The sequence below is a fragment of the Catenulispora sp. GAS73 genome, from assembly GCF_041262085.1.
GTDB lineage: Bacteria > Actinomycetota > Actinomycetes > Streptomycetales > Catenulisporaceae > Catenulispora.
In genome coordinates this window covers 376059-396460 of sequence record NZ_JBGCCM010000003.1, presented here as the reverse complement: position 1 = coordinate 396460, position 20402 = coordinate 376059, and the positions used below count along the sequence as shown (strand labels likewise).

Here is a 20402-nt window from a genome sequence, read left to right as displayed (position 1 = left end):
GTGTGTCAGCGGTCACAGCGTGCGGGCAGTCCGATCCGGTCGGCAATCGGGAGTCCCGCTGACTGGGACTGCTCAGCGGCGCGCGCTATAGGCCCGGGACGCCGCAGCCGCCGCCAGGCGCACAGCGGGGCCGGCCGCCTGGGGCCGGATCACGCCGGAAGGGCCGGTGACGGACAGCGCGGCCGCGACCTCGCCGAGCGGCCCGAAGATCGGTGCGGCCACGCAGCTGACTCCGATGTTGCCCTCCTCCCGTTCCACGGCCCAGCCCCGCGGCGGGATCGCGGTCAGCTCGCGCAGGATGGCCACCGGATCGGTCAGCGTGCGCGGTGTCCGGCGGGCGAGGTCGCCGGAGAGCACGGCGTCGATGGTCGCCGAATCGCTGTAGGCGAGGATCGCCCGGCCGAGCGCGGAACAGTGCGCCGGGACGATTCCGCCGACCTGGGAGAGCATCGGCATCGGCCGGTGCCCGGTGATCTTCTCGACGACCAGGATCTGCCCGCCGTCGAGCACTCCGAGCTGCACCGTGGTCTTGGTCGCGCTGTGCAGGTCCTGCAGGAAGGGCAGCACGGCCTCGCGCAGCTGGAGCCGGATCGGCGCCAGACTGGCGATCTCGAACAGGCGGTTGCCGATCCGGTAGCGGTCCTTCGGCTTGTCGAGCCAGCCCAGACGGATCATCCGCTCGGCGGTGCGGTGCGTGGTCGAGCGCGGCAGGCCGCTCCGGCTGACGAGCGCGGCGAGCGTCAGCTCGCGGTGCGAGGCGTCGAAGGCGCCGAGGATCGCCGCGGCGCGTTCGAGCCCGCCCGCGGCCGAGCCGACATCGTCCCACTCATTGGGACTCAACGTTGGTTCCCTCCTTGGTGCGGCCCACGATAGACCCGTCGCGACCAGCGGCCCAGCCCGCGGACTTCAGGAGGCTGCCATCAACGCCCACAACGCCCTCGTCGGCGGGGGCGGCGCCGGAATCGGATACGCCGCCGCCGAACAGCTGCTGCGCTCCGGACACCGCGTCGTGATCACCGGACGGCGTGCCGAACAGCTCCAGTCCGCGGCGCTGCGGCTCGGCCGGGACCCCGGCGGCACCGTCCACACGCTGGTCAACGACGTGTCGGAGCCCAAGTCCGCGGCGTCGGCCGTCGAAGGGGTCGAGAACCTGTTCGGCACGCTCGACGTCCTCGTGCTCAACGCCGGCGGACCGCCGCCGGGCCGCATCCTGGAGGTCGGGGACGACCGCTGGCAGCAGGGCTTCGAACTGCTGCTGCTCGGACCGCTGCGGCTGGCGCGGCTGGCTCTGCCGGCGATGGCGGCGCGCGGCTTCGGACGCGTGGTGTTCGTGACCTCCACGGCGGTCCGGCAGCCGCAGCCCGACCTGGCGGCGTCGGTGGTCCTGCGGTCCGCGGTCACGGCGGCCGCCAAGCTGCTCTCCCTGGAGTTCGCGGCCGACGGGGTCACGGTCAACTGCGTGGCGCCGGGAGCCACGGACACCGAGCGGCGCCGCGAGATCCTGAACGCTCGCGCGCGGAGCGGCGCGGGCACGTTCGAGGACCTCGACGCCGCCGACGTCGCCCGGATCCCGGCCGGCAGGACCGGCCGGCCCGAGGAGATCGGTGCGGCCATCGCCTTCCTCGCCTCGGCGGACGCGGGCTACATCAACGGGACCGTACTCACGGTCGACGGCGGAAGAACGGAAACCATCTGATGGCTCAATCAGGAGAAGGATTCGCGCTGGCCGACTTCCTCGGCGCGATCTCGGACACGGTGCGGCCCAGTGCCGCACGCCCGGTCGTCGTGCACGCCGAGGAGCTGCAGACGCTCCCGGCGGACCAGGTGCACAACCCGACCACGCTCGCGATCGCCGGAAAGCTGCCCACGGCGACGTTCGAGATCTTCCGGCAGACCATCCCGCCGGGCCTCAGCTCGGACATGCAGCGGCACCACCACGAGACCGTGCACTTCGTCATCAGCGGCGAAGGGCACAGCGAGGTCGAGGACGAGACCGAGTCCTGGTCCACCGGCGACTTCGTCTACACCCCGCCGTGGACCTGGCACCGCCACTACAACGACTCGGCCACCGAGCCGGTGGAGTTCCTGACCATCGAGAACTCCCGGCTGCTCGGCCTGCTCGGCGTGGGTCGGCGGCAGAGTGCCGGCCTGGCCACCGTCGCCGAGGCCCGCGCCCGCTTCGGGGAGGACTCCCGATGAGCGCGTTGCCCGAGCACATCAGCGTCTGGAGTGAGCTGGCCGATGTGGAGCACGAGCTGCGCCACGTCGACGTGGGCGGGGTGCGTACCAGGGTCCTGCGAGCCGGCACGGGCCCGGACCTGATCCTCCTGCACGGAACCGGAGGACACCTCGAAGCCTACGCACGCGACATCGCAGGCCTGGCCGCGGACTTCCGCGTCACGGCCTACGACATGGTCGGCCACGGCTGGTCCGACCTGCCGGACCAGCCCTACACCATCGACGTCCTGTCCGAGCACCTGCTCGGCCTGATGGACGCCCTGGACATCGGCTCGGCGCACTTGTCCGGCGAGTCGCTCGGAGGCTGGGTGGTCGCCTGGACGGCCGCGCACCACCCGGACCGCGTCGCACGGCTCGTCCTGAACACCCCCGGCAACATCGCCGACAAGCCCGAGGTCATGGTCCGGATGCGCGAGAGCACGCTGGCCGCCGTCCAGGACCCGAGCGAGGCAACGGTCCGGCGCCGGGTGGAGTTCCTGTTCCACCACAAGGAGATGGTCACCGACGAGCTGGTGAACCTCCGCCGCGCGGTCTACAGCCGGCCCGGGTTCCTGCGGGCGATCACCAACACGCTGGTGCTCCAAGACCCCGAGGTGCGCAAGGACTTCGCCTGGCGCCAGGCCTGGGTCGGCCGGATCGAAGCGCCGACGCTGCTGCTGTGGACCGACCACGATCCCACCGGCGGACTCGACGAGGCCGACCTGCTGCTGCGGTGGCTGCCCGACGCCCGCCTGCACGTGATCACCGACGCCGGGCACTGGCCGCAGTGGGAGAAGAAGGACGAGTTCCTGCGCGCCCACCACGATTTCCTCATCCTCGGCAAGGACCCGGCATGAGCGAGCTCATCGGCCTGGTCGGCATCTCCCACTCGCCGTTCGCCACGATGCTGCCGCCGCGCTCGCCCGCCGAGCCCGGCGGCAGGTTCCTCGCCGACACCGTCCGCGTCGCCGAGGCGGTAGCCCGGATGGCGCCCGACGCCGTCGTCGTCATCGGCCCCGACCATTTCCACGCGAACTTCTACGACCAGATGCCGCCGTTCGTCCTCGGCGTGGAGCAGGCCGAGGGATTCGGCGACTTCGGCAGCCGGTCGGGACCACTGCCGGTCGCCACGCAGCTGGCCTGGTCGGTACGCGACGCGCTGGCCGGCGCCGGCTTCGACCTGTCGCTGTCCTACTCCCTCACGGTGGACCACGGCGTGACGCAGAGCTATGAGATGGTCTGCGGCGCGCTGGCGGTCCCGTTCGTACCGCTGATCGTGAACACCGCCGCCCCGCCGCTGCCGAGCATGTCGCGCTGCGTTCAGCTCGGCACGGCCCTGGGCCGGGCCGTCCGCGACGCCGAGTTCCCCGGCCGGGTCCTGCTCGTCGCCAGCGGCGGGCTCTCGCACTGGCTGCCGTCCAACGACCCGCGCGACCCCGGGTTGGCCCGGGAGCGGCGGGAGGCGGTCATCCACGGACGCGCGAACCTCCGGGCCTTCGCCGCGGCGCGCGAACCCAAGGTCCGGGCCATGGGCGGCGACCCGAACGCGCACGTCAACGCCGCTTGGGACACCTGGTTCCTCAAGCAGCTGAGCACCCCAGACCTCGCACCGGTCACCTCGCTGGGTGACGAAGGACTCGAAGAACAGGCCGGAAGCGGCGGCCACGAGATCCGAACCTGGCTCATCGGGCGCGCCGCCGTGGACCGGCCGTTCGTGTGGACCAGTTATGAGCCCGTCCCCGAGTGGATCACCGGCATGGGCATCGCCACGACCTTCGAGGTGGACTGATATGCCCTCGCCCACCACGACGCTCGACGTCAACGCCACCGAGGCGCTGCACCGGCTCAGCGCGGCGCGCGCGACGCGGCAGCCATGTGCTCCGGTGCGCGCCTTGCTGCCTGCCGGTGACGTGGACGCGGCCTACGCCGTCCAGTCCGCCTGGGTCGCCGAACAGCAGGCGGCCGGTGTCAGGATCGTGGGACGCAAGATCGGCCTGACCAATCCGGTCGTGCAGCGGCAGCTGGGCGTCGATCAGCCCGATTTCGGCGTGCTGCTCGACACCATGGAGTGCCCGACCGATGTGCCCATCGAGATCGCGCGCACCCTGCAACCCAAGATCGAGGCGGAGATCGCCTTCGTGCTAGCGCGCGATCTGACCGCTTCGGTGATCGGTGCTGCCGAGGTGGCCGCCGCCACCGCGTATGTCGTCGCGGCTTTGGAGATCGTGGACAGCCGGATAGCCGCGTGGGACATCGACATTGTGGACACCGTTGCGGACAACGCCTCCTCGGGGCTGTTCGTACTGGGAAACCGGCACGTCGAGATCGCCGAACTGGATCTACCTGCCTGCCGCATGACCATGCTGCGCGCCAGCGAAGTGGTCTCGACGGGTTCGGGCGCCGCCTGCCTCGGCGATCCGCTCGCCGCCGTCGCGTGGCTGGCCACGACCGCGCGCGAGCACGGCCGGCCGCTGCGGGCCGGAGAGATCGTGCTGTCCGGCGCGCTGGGACCGATGGTGCCGGTCGCGCCGGGCGACGTCTTCCACGCACAGATCAGCGGCCTCGGCGAGGTCCGCGCAAGCTTCACCGGAGGTGCATCGTGAACGACGGACCACTCGTGAAGGCGGCCGTCATCGGCTCGGGCAACATCGGGACCGATCTGATGATCAAGATCCTGCGACACAGCCGGCACCTGGAGATCGCGGCGATGGTCGGCATCGACCCGGCCTCCGAAGGGCTGGCGCGGGCCGGCCGGCTCGGCGTGCCGACGACCGCGGAGGGTGTCGGCGGCCTGCTGGCCATGCCCGGCTTCGACGGCATCCAGATCGTCTTCGACGCCACCTCCGCCGGAGCGCACGTCGCCAACGCCCGCGCGCTCGCGCCGTTCGGCAAACGCCTGATCGACCTGACTCCGGCGGCGCTCGGACCGTTCGTCGTCCCCGCCGTCAACCTCGACGAGCACGCGGGCGCGACCGACATCAACATGGTCACCTGCGGCGGTCAAGCCACCGTCCCGGTGGTCGCGGCGGTCGCCCGGACCGCGCCGGTGCGCTACGCCGAGATCGTGGCCTCGATCGCCTCGAAGTCGGCCGGGCCGGGCACCCGCGCGAACATCGACGAGTTCACGCAGACGACGGCCAGAGCCATCGAGTCCGTCGGTGGCGCGGAGCGCGGCAAGGCCGTGATCATCCTCAATCCCGCCGAACCCGCACTCATCATGCGCGACACAGTGCTCTGCCTGGTCGACGCTCCCGAGCCGCACGTCCGCCGGCAGCTGACCGAGGCCGTAGAGCGTATGGTCGCCGAGGTGTCGGCCTACGTCCCCGGCTACCGGCTCAAGCAGCCGGTGCATATCACGGCCGTGGACGGCGTCCCGCACACCCTCGTCGGCGAGCGCCCGGTCACCCACCAGGTCACAGTCCTGCTCGAAGTCGAAGGCGCTGGGCACCACCTCCCGCCGTACGCGGGGAATCTGGACATCATGACCTCGGCGGCCCTGCGGGTCGGCGAGATGATCGCGACTCGGACCCCGCAGGCGGTGCGATGAGTACCGAGACGAGTACTGGGACGAGCACTCGGCTGTTCATCCAGGACGTCACCCTTCGCGACGGCATGCACGCCACCCGGCACCGCATCAGCCCGGAGCTGGCCGGCCGGATCGCGGCCGCGCTCGACGCCGCGGGCGTCGACGGCATCGAGGTCGCGCACGGTGACGGCCTGGCCGGCACGAGCCTGACCTACGGTCCGGGCAGCCACACCGGCCCGGAGTGGATCGAGGCGGTGGCGCAGAGCCTCACCAAGGCCCGGCTCACGACCTTGCTGCTCCCCGGCATCGGCACCGTGGAGGATCTCAAGCAGGCCTTCGGACTCGGCGTGAGTTCGGTGCGGGTCGCGACCCACTGCACCGAGGCCGACATCTCGGCCCAGCACATCGCCACGGCCCGCGACCTCGGCATGGACGTCTCGGGGTTCCTGATGATGAGCCACCTGGCACCGGCCGCGGACCTGGCACGCCAGGCCGCCCTGATGGAGTCCTACGGCGCGCACTGCGTGTACGTGACAGACTCCGGCGGCCACCTGACGATGAACGCGGTCCGCGAGCGGGTCCGCGCCTATCGCGACGTCCTGGATCCGGGCACTGAGATCGGCATCCACGCGCACGAGAACCTCTCGCTGTCGGTCGCCAACTCGCTGGCCGCGGTCGAGGAGGGCGCCACCCGCGTCGACGCCTCGCTGGCCGGCCACGGTGCCGGGGCGGGCAACTGTCCGATCGAGGCGTTCGTCGCGGTGGCGAACCTGGAGGGCTGGGAGCACGGCTGCGATCTCCTGGCGTTGCAGGACGCCGCCGACGACCTGGTCCGCCCGCTGCAGGACCGGCCGGTGCGGGTGGACCGGGAAACGCTCACCCTCGGCTACGCCGGGGTCTACTCCAGCTTCCTGCGACACGCCGAGACCGCCGCCGCACGCTACGGCATCGACGTCCGGACGCTGCTCCTGGAAGCCGGCCGGCGCGGACTCGTCGGGGGCCAGGAGGACATGCTCGTCGACATCGCGCTGGAGCTTTCACCTACCGATCGCCGGCCGGCAGCCGCACGGTGAACTTCGCACCGCGCTCGTGGCTCCGCTCTGGATCGGCGTCGGTGACTTCGATCGTCCCGCCGTGCGCCGTGACGATGTCGCGCGCGATCGACAGTCCCAGACCGGTGCCCGCGGTCGTTCCCGGCCCGCGTTCCCGTGCGGTCTGGAGCCGGACGAATCGGTCGAAGACCCGGTCGCGATCGGCGAGGGGGATCCCGGGGCCGTCGTCGGCCACCTCGACGACGGCGGTGTCCGGCCCGTCCGTCGTGACGCGCACGCGGATGTGCGCCGCCGCGTGGCGTTCGGCGTTGTCCAGCAGGTTGCGCAGCAGGCGCGTGAGCTGGTCCGGATCGCCGGTGACCCGGACGCCGTCCTCGGCCTCGACGGCGATGGGGATCCGGGACGGCACGGCGTCGACCGCGTCGACCGCGGCGACGGCCAGGCTGCGCAGATCGACCGGCTCGTGCCGGGACACCAGCGTGTCGTCGTCGGCGCGAGCGTGCAGCAGTAGATCGTCGACCAGGCGTTGCAGTCTGGCGGACTCGGCGACGACGCGCGTCGCGAGCTCGGGCCAGGGCGCCTGGTCGGGGTGCGCCAGCCCCACTTCCATCGAGGTGCGGATGGCGGTGACCGGGGTCCGCAGCTCGTGCGAGGCGTCGGAGACGAAGCGACGCTGCCGGGCGGCGGAGTTCTCCAGGCGGCCGAGCATGATGTTGAGGGTGCGGGCCAGGCGGCCGATCTCGTCGTCCCCGTCCGGTTCGGGGATGCGGCGGTGCAAGCCGCTGCCGGTGATCTCGGCGGCCTCGGCGCGCATCCGCTCGACCGGACGGAGCGTGCGGCCGATCAACAGCCAGGAGATGCCGATCGCGCCGAGCAGCACCAGGGGTACGGCGTAGAGAAGGTGCCCTCTGATGTCGCTGGTCAGGATGCTGAGGAGGCGCGTCGGACCGCCGGCGTAGACGACGACCGGCGTCGAGCCGACCACGTACCGCTGCGCGACGACCTGTTCGTCCCCGTGCCCCACCAAGGTCGGCGCGGGTTTGGGTGAGGTGCTGCCCGCCGCCAGCGTGTACATCACGGGCTGCCCGGCGACGTTCTCCGTGGCCGCGACGACCCGGCCGGAGGAGTCGACGACCTGGGCCCATATCCCCGGATCGCCGGGGGCCGGCGGCAGCGGCGTGGGCCACCGGCCGTCGGTGGCCGAGCGGGCGACGGATTCGGCGTACGCGTTCAAGGTGGTGGTCTCGTTCGACCGCACGGAACTGACGAGCGTGGCGACCAGCACGGCGGTCGCCAGCCCGACCGTCACGGTGATGGCCAGCGCGGCCAGCGCGGTGAGCCGTAGCCGCAGCGAACGGCTGCGAGCGCGACCGCGAGGGTCGTTACTAGGACGGCTACGAGATCTGCGGTTCAACGCGATACCCCGCTCCTCGTACCGTCTCGATCAGGCGGGAGCCGAACGGCTCGTCCACCTTGCGGCGCAGATGGTGGATACGGACCTCGACGACCGCCGGGTCGGATTCGGAGTTCTCGTCCCAGCAGTGCTCCAACAACTCCGCCTTCGCCACCGCGCGGCCTTCGGCCCGCAGCAGGTACTCCAGCACCGCCAGCTCGCCTGGCGTCAGGCTGATGGTTCGTCCGGCGCGCCGGACCACGCGGGTCGCCGGGTCCAGGGTCAGGTCGCCGGCGGTCAGCAGCGCCGGGCGCGGCTTGCCGCCGCGCCGCAGCAGGGCCCGCATCCGGGCCAGCAGGACCGGGTAGGCGAAGGGCTTGGTGAGGTAGTCGTCGGCGCCCAGGTCCAGTCCCTCGGCCTGGTCGAGGTCGGCGTCCATCGCGGTGAGCATGAGGATCGGCGTCCAGTTCCCGGCCTCGCGCAGGCGCGCGCAGATCTGGTAGCCGTCCAGGCCGGGGAGCATGACGTCGAGGACGATCAGGTCGAAGTCGTGTTCGGTGGCCTGCCACAGTCCCTCGTCACCGTCGACGGCCAGCACGACCGTGTAGCCCTCGGCCTGGAGTCCCCAGGTCAGGGACGCACCGGTGGATTCATCGTCTTCGATGACGAGGACTCGCATGGCTCAAGCATGCACAGACGCGTGCGGGGTCGGCGCGTCCACCGCGCCGTCAACGCCGTCGTCCACGTCCTGTGCGTCCCGCTCGTCCAGCGCGCGACCCGGCACCGAGGGCTTCACCCGCAGCAGCCGGGCGGCCCACGCGGGCAGGTACCAGTTGGCACGGCCGAACAGCACCACCAGCGCCGGGGTGAGCAGCGTCCGCACCACCACGGCGTCGATCAGGACTCCGGCGGCCATGCCGGTGGCCATCATCTTGATGGTCACGTCCGGGGCCGACGACAACGAGGCCAGAGCCAGGAACAGGATCAGCGCGGCGCTGGTGACCAGGCGTCCGGTCCGACTGACGCCCTCGACCACGGCGTCGTTGGTGCGTCCGGTACGGTCGTAGGCCTCCCGGACCCTGGCGAGGATGAACACCTCGTAGTCCATGGACACTCCGAACAAGAACGCGAACAGCAGCATCGGGACGAACGGGCTGATCGACCCGGTGGCCGGGATGCCCCACAGGCTGTTCGACCCCCAGCCGAGCTGCCAGATCAGCACCAGCACGCCGTACGCGGCGCCGACCGACAGCACGTTCAGCGCGACGGCCTTGGCCGGCAGCAGCAGCGAGCGCATGCCCCGGGCCAGCAGCACGAAGGTCAGCAGCGCGACGACGCCGAGCAGGACCGGGAACCAGCTGGACATGATGTGCGTGACGTCGGTCGACTGCACCAGGTCACCGCCGATCATGGCGTTGTGCGGCACGGCGGCGTGCAGGTCGGACAGCGCCGATCCGGCGTGCGAGGTGCCGATCTCGCTGTTCGGCAGCCCCATGATCACCGAGCTGCCGGGGTGCTGCCAGGCCGGGGTGTCGGCGACCAGGACGCCGTGCATCGACGGCAGGGCACGCAGGGTCGCGGCGGTCGCCGCCGGATCGGTGCCGGCCGGGAGCTCGATCGGGATCGAGGTCAGGACGCCGGTCGGGAAGCCGTCGTGCTGAAGCGCGACCAGGCCCTGCTGCGCGGGGCCGTTCGCGGCCAGCGACGTCGAGGCGGGCGAGGCGATGTTGATGGTCAGGCCGAACGCGCACAGCGTGCCCAGGATCGCCAGCCCTGTCACGGCCGCCGTCTTGGGCCGGGCCACGATGGCCTTCGCGGTCCGGGTCCACATCGCCCCGGGTCCGGTGCTCTTGCGGCGGCGCAGCCGGATCTTGTCCAGCCGCGGCCCGATCGTGGACAGCAGCAGCGGGATGGTCGTCAGCGCCACCAGCGCGGCGATGGACGGGATGAAGAGCCCGGACAGCCCCACACCTTGCAGGAACGACACGGGCACCACGATCAGCGCGAACAGTCCGAGCGAGGCGATGAGCGCGCTGAACGCCACCGAGTGTCCGGCACGCTTGACCGCCCGCACGACCGCCTGGCGGTTGTCGGCGCCCCGATCGCGTTCCTCGCGCCAGCGGTTGACCAGCAGCAGCGAGTAGTCGATCGACAGGCCCAGGCCCAGCAGGGCGACGATGAACTGCACCGAGGGGTTGATGTGGATGCTGGTCACGTAGGTCAGGCCGTAGATGGCCAGCTGCATCGTCAGCACCGAGACCAGCGCCGACAGCAGTGGCAGCAGGGCCAGCGCCGAGCCGAACACCCAGGCCAGCACGATCAACGCGAGCCCGACGCCGATCAGCAGCTCGGACAGCACACTGGAGCCGCCGCTGGTGCCGCCCGCGGACAGCTGCTCGATGCCGGTCTGGTGCACGACGGCTCCCGGGACCTCCCCGGTGATCGCCGAGCTCATCGCGTCCAGCACCGGTGCGGGAACCGCGTTCCCGCTGACCGGCGGGTAGACCATCACCAGCGTGGACGTCCCACCGGAGCCGACCAGGGCCTGGTCGCCAGTGGTGGCGAAGGACAGATCGCGGACCCCGGGGACACCGGGGACACCGGCGGCGACCTTGTCGGCGGCCATGAGGCCGGCCTTGACCGCCGGGCTGGCGGCGGTGACCCCGTGCGGCAGGTCGACCACCAGCACACTGGGGTTGGCGGCGACGCCGCCGTACTCCTTCTGCAGGGCGACGTTCGCGTGATAGCTGGCCGTGTTGACGGTCGTGCCGCTCTGCAGACGGCCGGCCACGTTCGGCGCCATCAGCACCCCGACGATGGTCACGACGACCCAGGCCAGGGTCACCACCAGCCGGTGACGCAGGATCAGCGCACCGAATCGTTCCATGGTCTCCACCTCCTAGAACTACGTGGTCCGCGGGCACGGACCGGCTACGGTTCTGGACGCTAGGTGGGGGGAGCTTTCGGTTCGCTTAAGTGGGGGTGGGGTGGGGTGGGTGGGGTTGTTGGAGTGGGTGGGGTTGTTGGAGTGGGTGGGGTTGTTGGAGTGGGTGGGGTGGTTGGAGTGGGTGGGGTGGTTGGAGTGGGTGAGATTTGTTCTTGGCTTTAGAGGCGATCTTTTACGGCTTCGCGCATGGGTTGATGGCCTCGCAGGGGGACGCAGTTCGGTTGAGCGCCACAGGTCGCGCTGGCGGCCGCCGGCAGTGGTGTTGGTGTCGGTGGTGCCTGCTATATCTATCGATAAGGGGCGATAATGTCCTAACAAAATGCCGCCATATACGACCGCGCGACGGTTCAGGTTTCTGCGGCGTCGCGTTGGCGGCTGGCGGTTTGCGCGTGCAAGACCACGCGCCGGTCCGAGTCACTGCGCATGTCGTAGGCGGCAATCGTCGTGCGTGGTGGGCACCTTGAGGCCTCCGGCGGGCGCTCTACAGCGAGGGGGCGACCCGCGCGTCGGGCTGTTTGGCGGCGGTCCGCGACTGGTCGGCTTTCTATCCGCTGTTGCCTGCGTTGCGCTGCTTGGTGGCGGTCGCTGCTTGTGGTCGCCGAGGTTCTGGGTCCCTCGCCGCGTCGTCGCCGTAAACGGAACCAGCCCGGTCCGGTGGTGTCCAGCCGCATCGCTGCTGCTGTGGTCGGATCTCGTCCGGCTGGACACCACCGGCCCGGCCAGGTTGGCAGAGCCCGCCGACGCGGCGAGGGACCCAGAACCAACACCCCGCATGGTCCTTCGGACCCCCTAGCCGCGTGGTCGGCCGAGGCTGGCCCGTCACCACGCGCAGCCGCCACGGCGCCGGTTCTCGCCGGAACCGGTAGCTTGGCCGCGTCTGGGCTGCTTCGCGCGGTTGTGCTCGGGCGTGCCGTCGGCCGCCGGTGCGGTCCGAGGCGCTCAGCCGAACTGCCGGTAGCCGCGAGCAGGGGAGGAGCGCCGTGATCATGGCGTGGCGGGTGTCGAGGTTCGCCGGCGGCGCCGAGTGCCTGCGCAGCCTGGCCGAGTGCCGATCGCAGCCGGCGTCGTGATCCGGGCCGCGATGGGGAAACGGGTGCCTGGCCGCGAGGCGCGCCACCTGGCGGCGCCATCGGATCTTTGCTATAGCAGACGCTCCTTTCGTTTCGCTTAACATCGGGGGCTCGCGTGAGGACCGCGTTTCGGGCACGTTAGTGGGAGGTTGCTATAGCAAATCTTCCATCCCGAAAGGAGCTCGCCATGTCCCCCCGCCGCTCCCGCTCCGCCGCCGCTCTCACGGTCGCCGCGCTCGCCTTCGGAGCCGCCGCAGCCGGCTGTTCCAAGAGCACCAGCGCCTCGCCGCAAGGCGCCGCATCCTCGGTCCCGGCCGCTCCCGCCGCGGTCGCCGACCTCGTGACCAAGTCGCACACCGAGTCCGGGCTGATCCTTTACGGCAACACGCCGACCGCGGTGATGCAGCCGCTGCTTGACGCCTTCGGCAAGGCGTACCCGTGGATCAAGCCCGCCTACTCGCAGCTGTCCGACAACCAGGTCTACACAAAATTCCAGTCCGAGCACGCCCAAGGCGCACGGACCGCTGACCTCCTCATCTCCGATGCGATCCCGCAGGCGATGCAGGCTGAGCAGAACGGCCTGATCGCCGACGTGGCCCCGCAGGGCCTGGTGAACTTCCCTCACTACATCGACCAGGGACACGGGGTTTTTGTGATGTCGCCGGACCCGGTGCTGACGGCCTGGAACACCAAGACGCTGTCCGGCTCCGACGTCCCCACGAGCTACGCGCAGCTCGCCGCCGACGTCAAAGCCGACCCGGCGAAGTACCCGCTGGTCAGCTACTCCCCCGCCAACCCGCTCGGCTACAACGCCGTCTACGGCCTCGAACACGTCCTCGGCGCCGGCACCGTCAACGGCTACCTCACGACGTACGGCCCGCACACCAAGAACTTCGACGAAGGCCTGGACGGACTGACCTACCTGGCCGGCGGCGGCGCCTCCTTCGGCTGGCTGTCCAGCGGGCTGGCCCAGGCCGTCGTCCCGCAGTACAAGGGCCTGATCAAGTACGGCTACATGACGGACGCCACCCCGCTGACGCCGCGCCTGATCTCCCAGACCGCTGGCGCGGCCTCGTCGGCCTCCGCCCAGCTGTTCCTGGACTTCGTCTACAGCGATCCCGGTCAGCAGGTCATGTGCGCGGCCGGGATGGAGGCGTCGATGAACGGCTTCAAGCCCGCGACCGGGTGCACCGCGGACCTCACCGATCTGGCCACGCACGTCAACCCGAGCACCGAGTTCCTGGTCCCGGTCACGCAGGACGTGGTCAACCAGCAAAAGGCCATCACCGACAGCTGGAACAAGGCCCTCGGCCACTGAGCACCATGGCAACCCGCACCCTCGACGAAGCCGTCCCGGTCGCCGCCCGCGGCCGGAACCGGCGCCGGCGCCTGCCGTCCGCACCGGGCCAGTACCTGGTGTGGGCCGGAGTCGCCGTGCTGACCCTGGCGCCGCTGGTCCCGCTGGTGATCACCTCGCTGCGGTCCAAGCCCTACTACCTGCCCGGCGGCGTGTTCAGCACGGACGCCTACCGGCAGCTGTTCGCCGACCCGGCGTTCCGCAGCGCGGCCGTCAACACCCTGCTGTTCGCGGTCACGACCACCACGCTCGCGGTCGCGCTCGGCGCCGCGCTCGCCGTCTTCATCACCCGCACCGACCTGCCCGGCAAGCGCTGGCTGGGCCCGGCCCTGCTGGCCCCGCTGCTGATCCCGCCGCTCGGGCTGATCGTCGGCTGGGAGTCGCTGTACGGGCCGGCCGGCTACCTCACCCAGTTGTGGCACAAGAACCTGCACCTGCCGGTCTGGAACCTGACTTCCATCCCCGGCATGTCAGTACTCGGAGCCGTGGTCACGCTCCCGATCGCCTATCTGACGTGCAAGGCGGTTCTGGAGAGCGCCGACGGAGCGTTGGAGGACGCGGTCCGGGCGTCCGGCGGCAGCGCGATCCGCGTCCTGCGCACCGTGACCGCGCCGATGCTGCGCACCGCGCTGCTGGACTCCGGGATGCTCATCTTCACCCTGTGTCTGGAGGTCCTGGGCATCCCGCTGTTCCTGGGCCGCCCGGCGAACATCAGCTTCATCGCCAGCTACCTCTACGACACCTGGTCCAACAGCACCGTCCCGGACCCGCCGATCGTCTCGGCCGGCGCGATCCTGCTGCTGGTCGTCGCCTCGGCGCTGCTGATCGTCCGCGGCAGGCTGCTGCGACACTCGGCCCGCTACACCGCCGGCGCCCGGGCCACCCCGCCCGCGCGCGCCCTGGAGTTGGGCCGCTGGCGCCGTCCGATCTCGGTCCTCATAGCCGCTTTCGTGGCCGTCACGTCCGTGATCCCGTTGCTCGGCCTCGGCCTGATGTCCTCGGTCACTTCGCTGACGACGCTGGTCGCGCCGTGGCACCTGTGGACCGGCGGCAACTGGAGCCAGACCTGGTCGGACCCCACGCTGCACCGGGCGATCTCCGACAGCCTCCTCGTCGCGGTGATCGGCAGCGTGGCCACCGTGGCGTTGGTCGCCGTCGCCACCGTCGTCGCCGGCCAGTCGCGGTTCCGTCTGCGCCGCACCCTGCCCGCGCTGCTGGTCTATCCCCGGGCCACGCCCGGCATCGTGTTCGGCGTCGGATTCTTCTGGCTGTTCCTGATCGTGGACTGGCCCGGAGCCATGCTGCGCAACAGTTTGTGGGGCGAGCTGTTGGCGCTGAGCGTGCGCAACATGACCCTGTCGTACATCATCATCGCCCCGGCGCTGGCCCGGATCAGTCCGGAGCTGGCCAAGGCGGCCTCGACGGCCGGCGCGGGCTGGTGGACCACGACGCGCCGGATCACCCTGCCGCTGCTGCGGCCGGCGATCCTCAGCGCGGTGGTGCTGATGTTCGTCACCCTGGTCAGCGACTACGACCCGGTGGTGTTCCTGGCCAAGCCCGGTACCGAACTGCTCGGCACCACCATGTTGCAGACCTGGGGCAAGGGGCTGCCCGGCCCGGTCGCCGCCCTGGCCCTCATCCAAGTCCTCCTGGTCGCCGTGGCGCTCGCGATCGGCCTCGGCCTCGGCTCGACACTGCGGAAGAAGGCCCGCCATGCCTGAGATCTCCATACGTTCCCTGACCCAGACCTTCGGTGCCGCCCGCGTCCTGGACGACGTCAGCTTCACCGTGCCCGACGGGCAGTTCGTCACCCTGCTCGGGCCGTCGGGTTGTGGGAAGACCACGACCCTGATGTCGATCGCGGGGTTCCAGACCCCGTCGCACGGCACCATCCGCCACGGCGATCGCGTGCTGTTCGACGCACAGCAGCGCCGCAACGTCCCGGCCGAGCGCCGCGAGTTGGGGGTGGTGTTCCAGTCCTACGCGCTGTGGCCGCACCTCACGGTCGCAGCCAACGTCGGCTTCCCGCTCAAGGTCCGGCGCACCGACCGGGCCGAGATCAGGAAGCGGGTCGCGGAGGTCCTGGAGCTCGTCGAGCTGAGCCACCGCGCCGACGCGCATCCCCATGAGCTGTCGGGAGGACAGCAGCAGCGCGTCGCCCTGGCCCGCGCGCTGGCGCACGGCCCGACCGCGTTGCTGCTGGACGAGCCGTTCTCCAACCTGGACGCCAAGCTGCGCGACCGGGCCCGCGACTGGCTCGGCGCCCTGCACCGCGAACTCGGCATCACGACCGTCTTCGTCACCCACGACCAGACCGAGGCACTGGCCATGAGCGACCAGATCCTGGTGATGAACGGCGGCCGGATCGTGCGGGCCGGTCCACCGCTGGAGGTCTACCGACGACCCGGCAGCCGCTTCGTCGCCGAGTTCCTGGGCCGCTGCAACTTCGTGACCGGGACCGCGCACCACGTCGACGCCGACGTATACGTGCTGGAGGCGCCGGGCCTGCCCGGCGGCGTGCGGTTCCGCGCCGATGCCGCGCCGGGACCGGGAACGGTCACCGTGGCCGTGCGGCCCGAGTCGCTGTCGGTCTCGGCGCTCGCGGCGGGCACCACGGGATCCGGCTGGGAAGGGCAGGTCACGCACAGCACCTTCCTGGGTGAGCACTTCTTGCTCACCGTGCAGGTCGGACCGCAGGTGCTGCAGGTGTTGGCCCCTCAGCCGCCGACCACCGGAAACGTCCAGGTCAGCGTGGTCGACGACGCGGCCAGCCCGGTCACCGACGAGGTGGAGACGTTTGACAAATTTGCTGTAGCAGAAATCGAATAGGACCATGACGCTCCCGGAACTCAGCTCGCAGTCGCTCGCCGACCAGGCCTACAAGGCGCTGCGGGCGGCGATCGTCCAGGGCGACCTGCCCTGGGGCGACAAGATCACCGAGCGCGGCCTGGCCGCCAGCCTGGGGGTGAGTCCGACGCCGGTCCGGGAGGCCTTGCGCCGGCTGGAACAGGAACAGCTCGTCGAACGGACCGGGCCGCGATCCCTGCGCGTAGCCACCGTCTCCCCGCAGGCGCGATCCGAGAGCGGGACCATCGAGGCGGCCCTGGAAGGAGTGGCCGCGCGCTTCGCCGCCGAGAAGGCCACGAAAACGCACCTGGAACGGATGCAGCAACTCCTCGACGCCGCCGACGACGCCGCCGTCATCCTGCGCGAGGACCGCGACGCCGGCCGGGCACTGACTCCCGACCAGGTGGAGCGGATCTTCAACGCGGTCCGCGACTTCCACGCCCAGATCGAGCTCGCGGCCGACAACATCCAGCTGACGCGAACCCTGGCCCAGGTCCGCGCCTTCAGCCGCTCCGAACGGCTGAAGGTCGCCGCCGCCCAGCTCAACGCGGGCGCGACCAGCCAGATCCAGCGCTACGGCCAGCACCACCAGATCCTCGCGGCGCTGCGTGACCGGAACAGCGACCTGGCCGAACAGCTGGCGCGGGTCCATGCCCTGTCCTCGGCGGGCGACCTCGCAGGCTGGGACGCCTAAGCCAGGACTGGGGACGCCGCTTTGTCTCCCCGACGCGGCCTCTCCTCGCATTGTTGCTATAGCAAATTGCAAAGAACGGAGAACGACACCATGGAGATCAGGATCCTGGCCCCCACCGGGGCCCTCGGCGCGGGCTTCCCCGTCGAGTCGCTGGACCGCGGAGTCGCCCTGCGACCGCACGTCATCGCCTGCGACGCGGGCTCCACCGACAGCGGACCGTACTACCTCGGCGCCGGGCAGCCGAAGCTGTCCCGGGAGGCTGTCGGCCGCGATCTACGGCTGCTGCTTAAGGCCCGTGACACGCTCGGTGTGCCACTGATCATCGGGTCCTGCGGCACGAGTGGCCGCGATGTCGGCGTCGATCTGGTGGCCGACATCGCCCGCGAGATCGCGCAGCAGGAAGGCCTGGGGTTCAAGCTCGCCCTCATCTACGCCGACCAGGACCCTGACTACCTCACCAAGCGTTACGACCAGGGCCGCGTCCGTCCGTTGCAGCCAGCGCCACCGATAGACGTCAGCACCCTGACCGAGAGCCATGTGGTCGGCATGATGGGCGTCGAGCCGATTCAGCAGGCACTGCGCGACGGCGCCGAGGTGGTGCTCGCCGGGCGCGCCAGCGACACCGCCCTGTTCGCGGCGCTCCCCCACGCGATGGGCGCCGACCCCGGCCTGACCTGGCACGCGGCCAAGACCGTCGAGTGCGGCGCGGCCTGCGCCGTCCCGCCGAGACCCGACGGCCTGTTCGTCCACCTGCGCGACGACCACTTCGACGTCCAGACGCTCGACCCGTCCGTCCGGCTCACGCCGCACTCCGTGGCCGCGCACACCCTGTACGAGAACGCCAACCCGTATCTGATCACGGAGCCGTCGGGCGTCCTGGACACCTCGAACGCCACCTACACCGCGGTCGACGAGCGGACGGTGCGCGTCGCCGGCGCCGAATACGTGCCCAGCGACACCTACACGATCAAGTTGGAGGGTTCACGCCTGGTGGGGTACCAGACCATCGCGATCGGCGGCATCCGCGACCGTGTGGTCATCGAGCAGCTGCCGGCGCTGCTTCCCATGGCGAAGGAGTACTTCCGGGCCAAGATCCGAGACGTGTTCGGCGGGCGTGTCGACCCCGACGTCATCGACATCGACTACCGCCTGTACGGACAGGACGCGGTGCTCGGCGCCAATGACCCCGACCGCGATCAGCCCGTCCACGAGCTCGGCGTGCTGATCACCGTCACGGCGCCGACCCAGGCCGTCGCGCACGCCATCTCCACCTTCGTCGCGCACTCCAGCTCCCATCTGCCGATCCCCCAGTACGAGGGTCTGGCCAGCACCATCGCGTTCCCGTTCTCACCACCGGAGATCGACCGCGGCCCGCTGTACGAGTTCACGCTGAACCACGTCGTCGAACCCACCGACCCGCACGAGATGTTCCGCACCGTCCACGAAGAGGTGAAGCCCTGATGCGCCTGCTCGACCTGTGCTCCCTGATCCGCTCCAAGAACGCCGGGCCGTTCGTCCTGACCTTCGACTTCATGTGCCGCGACACCGCGAGCTACGAGGCGCTGCGTGGCTCCGGCGTGCTGACGCCCGAGCTGTTCGCCGAGCTCTACGGAGGCGATCCCGCCGAGGTCCTGGTGGTCCACCACGACCGCGCCGAGGCGGTCAAGGTCTCCATGCCGCGACCGGTACGCCAGGGGGATCTGCGCGACTCCGACAGCTACGGCGGCCAGTTGTACGCGCCGCTGGTCGATCTGGAGGTTCCGGTGCCGATCGCAGCTTCCGAGCAGGTCTGACTCAACGTCCGTACCCCCGTCTCAGGGCCCTTCGACGCACTTCCTATGGCCGAGGCAGGACGGCCATGGCCGTCTCGGCGATCGCACGCAGCGATTCAGGACTGCTACCGCCCTTGCCCAGGGCCTCGATCCCGCGCAACACGGCCAGCAGGAGTCCGGCGAGATGGCCCGGGTCGGCGTTCGGGTCGATCTCGCCCGCCCGCTGCGCCCCGGCGACACAGGAGGCGATCAGCTCCTCGATGGCCGCGAAGGTGCGGCGGGCCGTGGCCACGACGGCCGGGTCCTGTCCCGAGAGCTCGGCGGTGCCCTTGGCGAGCAGGCAGCCGCGCCGACACACGTCTGATGCGGTGGCGTCCGCGACCGCCGCGACATGTGCGCGCAACCGCTCGTAGGCGCCGGCATCCGGGCCTTCCAGCTGCCGGCGCACGCCTTCGACCATGGCGGCGCTGTACTTGTCGAACGTACGCAAGAACAGCTGGTGCTTGTCGCCGAAAGCGCCGTAGAGGCTGCCCTTCCCCAGGCCGGTGGCGGCCGCGATGTCGTCGACCCGCGCCGCCGCGTAGCCCGTCGCCCAGAACTGGTCCCTGGCGACGCGCAAAACCTCGTCTTCGTCAAAGCTCCGGGGACGCGCCATGCCCTTACGATACCGGTTCTTGACCACCCAGTCCAGAATGAGCTACGTTCTGGACTAGTCAGTCAAGAACCACGAAAGGACAGGCGTCATGAGCCCCATGGACGGAAAGACAGCCCTGGTCACCGGAGCCTCGGCCGGGATCGGACAGGCCATCGCCCAGCGCTTCGCCGACGACGGCGCCCGCGTCTACATCACCGGCCGGCGCGCGGACGAACTCGAAGCCGCGGCGAAGGACATGGGCCCCAACGCGATCCCGGTCCAGTCGGACGTCTCCCGCGCCGCCGACCTCGACCGCGTCATGGACGTCATCCGCGGTGACGGCCGACGGCTCGACGTCGTGGTGGCCAACGCCGGCCTGGGCGACGGCACGAGCCTGACCGACGTCACCGAGGAGCAGTTCGACCACGTCTTCGGCGTGAACACCAAGGGCAGCCTGCTGACCGTGCAGAAGGCCCTGCCCCTGCTCGCGGAGACCGCGTCGGTGATCCTGCTCGGCTCCACCACCATCCACCAGGGCGTCGACCGCATGGGCGTCTACGCCGCGTCGAAGGCCGCCGTCCGCAGCCTCGGCCGCACCTGGGCCGCCGAACTGGCCCCTCGCGGCGTGCGGGTCAACGTCATCACGCCGGGCCCCATCGCCACCCCCGCCATCGAGGGCCTGGCCACGAGGTTCGGCCAGAGCACAGAGGACCTCCACAGCGCGCTCGCCAGTCAGGTCCCGCTGCGCCGCATGGGCCGCCCCGAGGAGGTCGCAGCGCTGGCCGCCTTCCTCGCCGGGCCGGAGAGCTCGTTCATCACCGGCGCCGAGCACTTCGTCGACGGCGGACAGGTGCAGGTCTGAGCGCCCTGGACGAAGAGATCCGCAGACAAAG

Annotated in this window: 19 protein-coding genes; 14 read left to right on the top strand and 5 right to left on the bottom strand. The window is 70.6% G+C overall.

The window, feature by feature from the left end:
* Positions 1-72: 72 nt before the first annotated feature.
* Positions 73-840 (bottom strand): IclR family transcriptional regulator, encoded by a 768-nt coding sequence (locus ABH935_RS06760; protein ID WP_370376890.1) that lies wholly within the window; start codon positions 838-840, stop codon positions 73-75.
* Here ABH935_RS06760 and ABH935_RS06755 point away from each other — a divergent pair.
* From ABH935_RS06755 to dmpG, 7 genes are read left to right on the top strand one after another with little or no spacing between them, the layout of a single operon-like run.
* A complete protein-coding gene (locus ABH935_RS06755; RefSeq protein ID WP_370376889.1) occupies positions 830-1696 on the top strand; it encodes an SDR family oxidoreductase in 867 nt (288 codons plus the stop codon). The genes ABH935_RS06760 and ABH935_RS06755 overlap by 11 nt on opposite strands.
* Positions 1696-2199, top strand: a complete 504-nt coding sequence (locus ABH935_RS06750) for a cupin domain-containing protein (protein ID WP_370376888.1) — start codon at positions 1696-1698, stop codon at positions 2197-2199. Before ABH935_RS06755 ends, ABH935_RS06750 begins: the two co-directional genes overlap by 1 nt.
* Complete coding sequence (locus ABH935_RS06745) at positions 2196-3074, top strand: alpha/beta fold hydrolase (RefSeq protein WP_370376887.1); 879 nt, start codon at positions 2196-2198, stop codon at positions 3072-3074. Before ABH935_RS06750 ends, ABH935_RS06745 begins: the two co-directional genes overlap by 4 nt.
* Positions 3071-4006: a 2,3-dihydroxyphenylpropionate 1,2-dioxygenase gene (locus ABH935_RS06740; protein WP_370376886.1), complete on the top strand. Its 936-nt coding sequence runs from the start codon at positions 3071-3073 to the stop codon at positions 4004-4006. Before ABH935_RS06745 ends, ABH935_RS06740 begins: the two co-directional genes overlap by 4 nt.
* A 1-nt stretch (position 4007) precedes the next feature.
* Positions 4008-4820: a 2-keto-4-pentenoate hydratase gene (locus ABH935_RS06735; RefSeq protein WP_370376885.1), complete on the top strand. Its 813-nt coding sequence runs from the start codon at positions 4008-4010 to the stop codon at positions 4818-4820.
* A complete protein-coding gene (locus ABH935_RS06730; protein WP_370376884.1) occupies positions 4817-5764 on the top strand; it encodes an acetaldehyde dehydrogenase (acetylating) in 948 nt (315 codons plus the stop codon). The genes ABH935_RS06735 and ABH935_RS06730 overlap by 4 nt, the downstream gene beginning before the upstream one ends.
* On the top strand, positions 5761-6816 hold the full coding sequence (gene dmpG / locus ABH935_RS06725) for a 4-hydroxy-2-oxovalerate aldolase (RefSeq protein ID WP_370376883.1): 1056 nt from the start codon (positions 5761-5763) through the stop codon (positions 6814-6816). The genes ABH935_RS06730 and dmpG overlap by 4 nt, the downstream gene beginning before the upstream one ends.
* Here the strand turns inward: dmpG and ABH935_RS06720 are convergent.
* Genes ABH935_RS06720 through ABH935_RS06710 form a run of 3 tightly spaced genes read right to left on the bottom strand, consistent with a single transcriptional unit; the run spans position 6785 to position 11075 of the window.
* A complete protein-coding gene (locus ABH935_RS06720; RefSeq protein WP_370376882.1) occupies positions 6785-8209 on the bottom strand; it encodes a sensor histidine kinase in 1425 nt (474 codons plus the stop codon). The genes dmpG and ABH935_RS06720 overlap by 32 nt on opposite strands.
* Complete coding sequence (locus ABH935_RS06715; protein WP_370376881.1) at positions 8190-8867, bottom strand: response regulator transcription factor; 678 nt, start codon at positions 8865-8867, stop codon at positions 8190-8192. Before ABH935_RS06715 ends, ABH935_RS06720 begins: the two co-directional genes overlap by 20 nt.
* Before the next feature lie 3 nt (positions 8868-8870).
* Positions 8871-11075 (bottom strand): MMPL family transporter, encoded by a 2205-nt coding sequence (locus ABH935_RS06710; protein WP_370376880.1) that lies wholly within the window; start codon positions 11073-11075, stop codon positions 8871-8873.
* A 1317-nt stretch (positions 11076-12392) separates the two neighbouring features.
* On the opposite strand from ABH935_RS06710, the gene ABH935_RS06705 reads away from it, so the two are divergent.
* The 6 genes from ABH935_RS06705 (at position 12393) to ABH935_RS06680 (ending at position 18896) form a co-directional block, all read left to right on the top strand.
* Complete coding sequence (locus ABH935_RS06705) at positions 12393-13523, top strand: extracellular solute-binding protein (protein WP_370376879.1); 1131 nt, start codon at positions 12393-12395, stop codon at positions 13521-13523.
* A gap of 5 nt (positions 13524-13528) precedes the next feature.
* Positions 13529-15283 (top strand): ABC transporter permease, encoded by a 1755-nt coding sequence (locus ABH935_RS06700; RefSeq protein WP_370376878.1) that lies wholly within the window; start codon positions 13529-13531, stop codon positions 15281-15283.
* On the top strand, positions 15276-16391 hold the full coding sequence (locus ABH935_RS06695) for an ABC transporter ATP-binding protein (RefSeq protein WP_370376877.1): 1116 nt from the start codon (positions 15276-15278) through the stop codon (positions 16389-16391). Before ABH935_RS06700 ends, ABH935_RS06695 begins: the two co-directional genes overlap by 8 nt.
* A 4-nt stretch (positions 16392-16395) precedes the next feature.
* Positions 16396-17103, top strand: a complete 708-nt coding sequence (locus tag ABH935_RS06690; RefSeq protein ID WP_370376876.1) for a GntR family transcriptional regulator — start codon at positions 16396-16398, stop codon at positions 17101-17103.
* A gap of 90 nt (positions 17104-17193) precedes the next feature.
* Positions 17194-18564 carry an acyclic terpene utilization AtuA family protein gene (locus ABH935_RS06685; protein ID WP_370376875.1) on the top strand — a complete coding sequence of 457 codons (1371 nt, stop codon included), beginning with the start codon at positions 17194-17196 and terminating at the stop codon, positions 18562-18564.
* Positions 18564-18896, top strand: coding sequence for a DUF4387 domain-containing protein (locus ABH935_RS06680; RefSeq protein ID WP_370376874.1), 333 nt, complete (start codon positions 18564-18566; stop codon positions 18894-18896). Before ABH935_RS06685 ends, ABH935_RS06680 begins: the two co-directional genes overlap by 1 nt.
* 43 nt (positions 18897-18939) lie before the next feature.
* Here ABH935_RS06680 and ABH935_RS06675 read toward each other — a convergent pair whose 3' ends face one another.
* Positions 18940-19530, bottom strand: a complete 591-nt coding sequence (locus ABH935_RS06675; protein WP_370376873.1) for a TetR/AcrR family transcriptional regulator — start codon at positions 19528-19530, stop codon at positions 18940-18942.
* An 88-nt stretch (positions 19531-19618) separates the two neighbouring features.
* Between ABH935_RS06675 and ABH935_RS06670 the strand changes: the two genes are divergently transcribed.
* On the top strand, positions 19619-20371 hold the full coding sequence (locus ABH935_RS06670; RefSeq protein ID WP_370376872.1) for an SDR family NAD(P)-dependent oxidoreductase: 753 nt from the start codon (positions 19619-19621) through the stop codon (positions 20369-20371).
* Positions 20372-20402 lie beyond the last annotated feature (31 nt).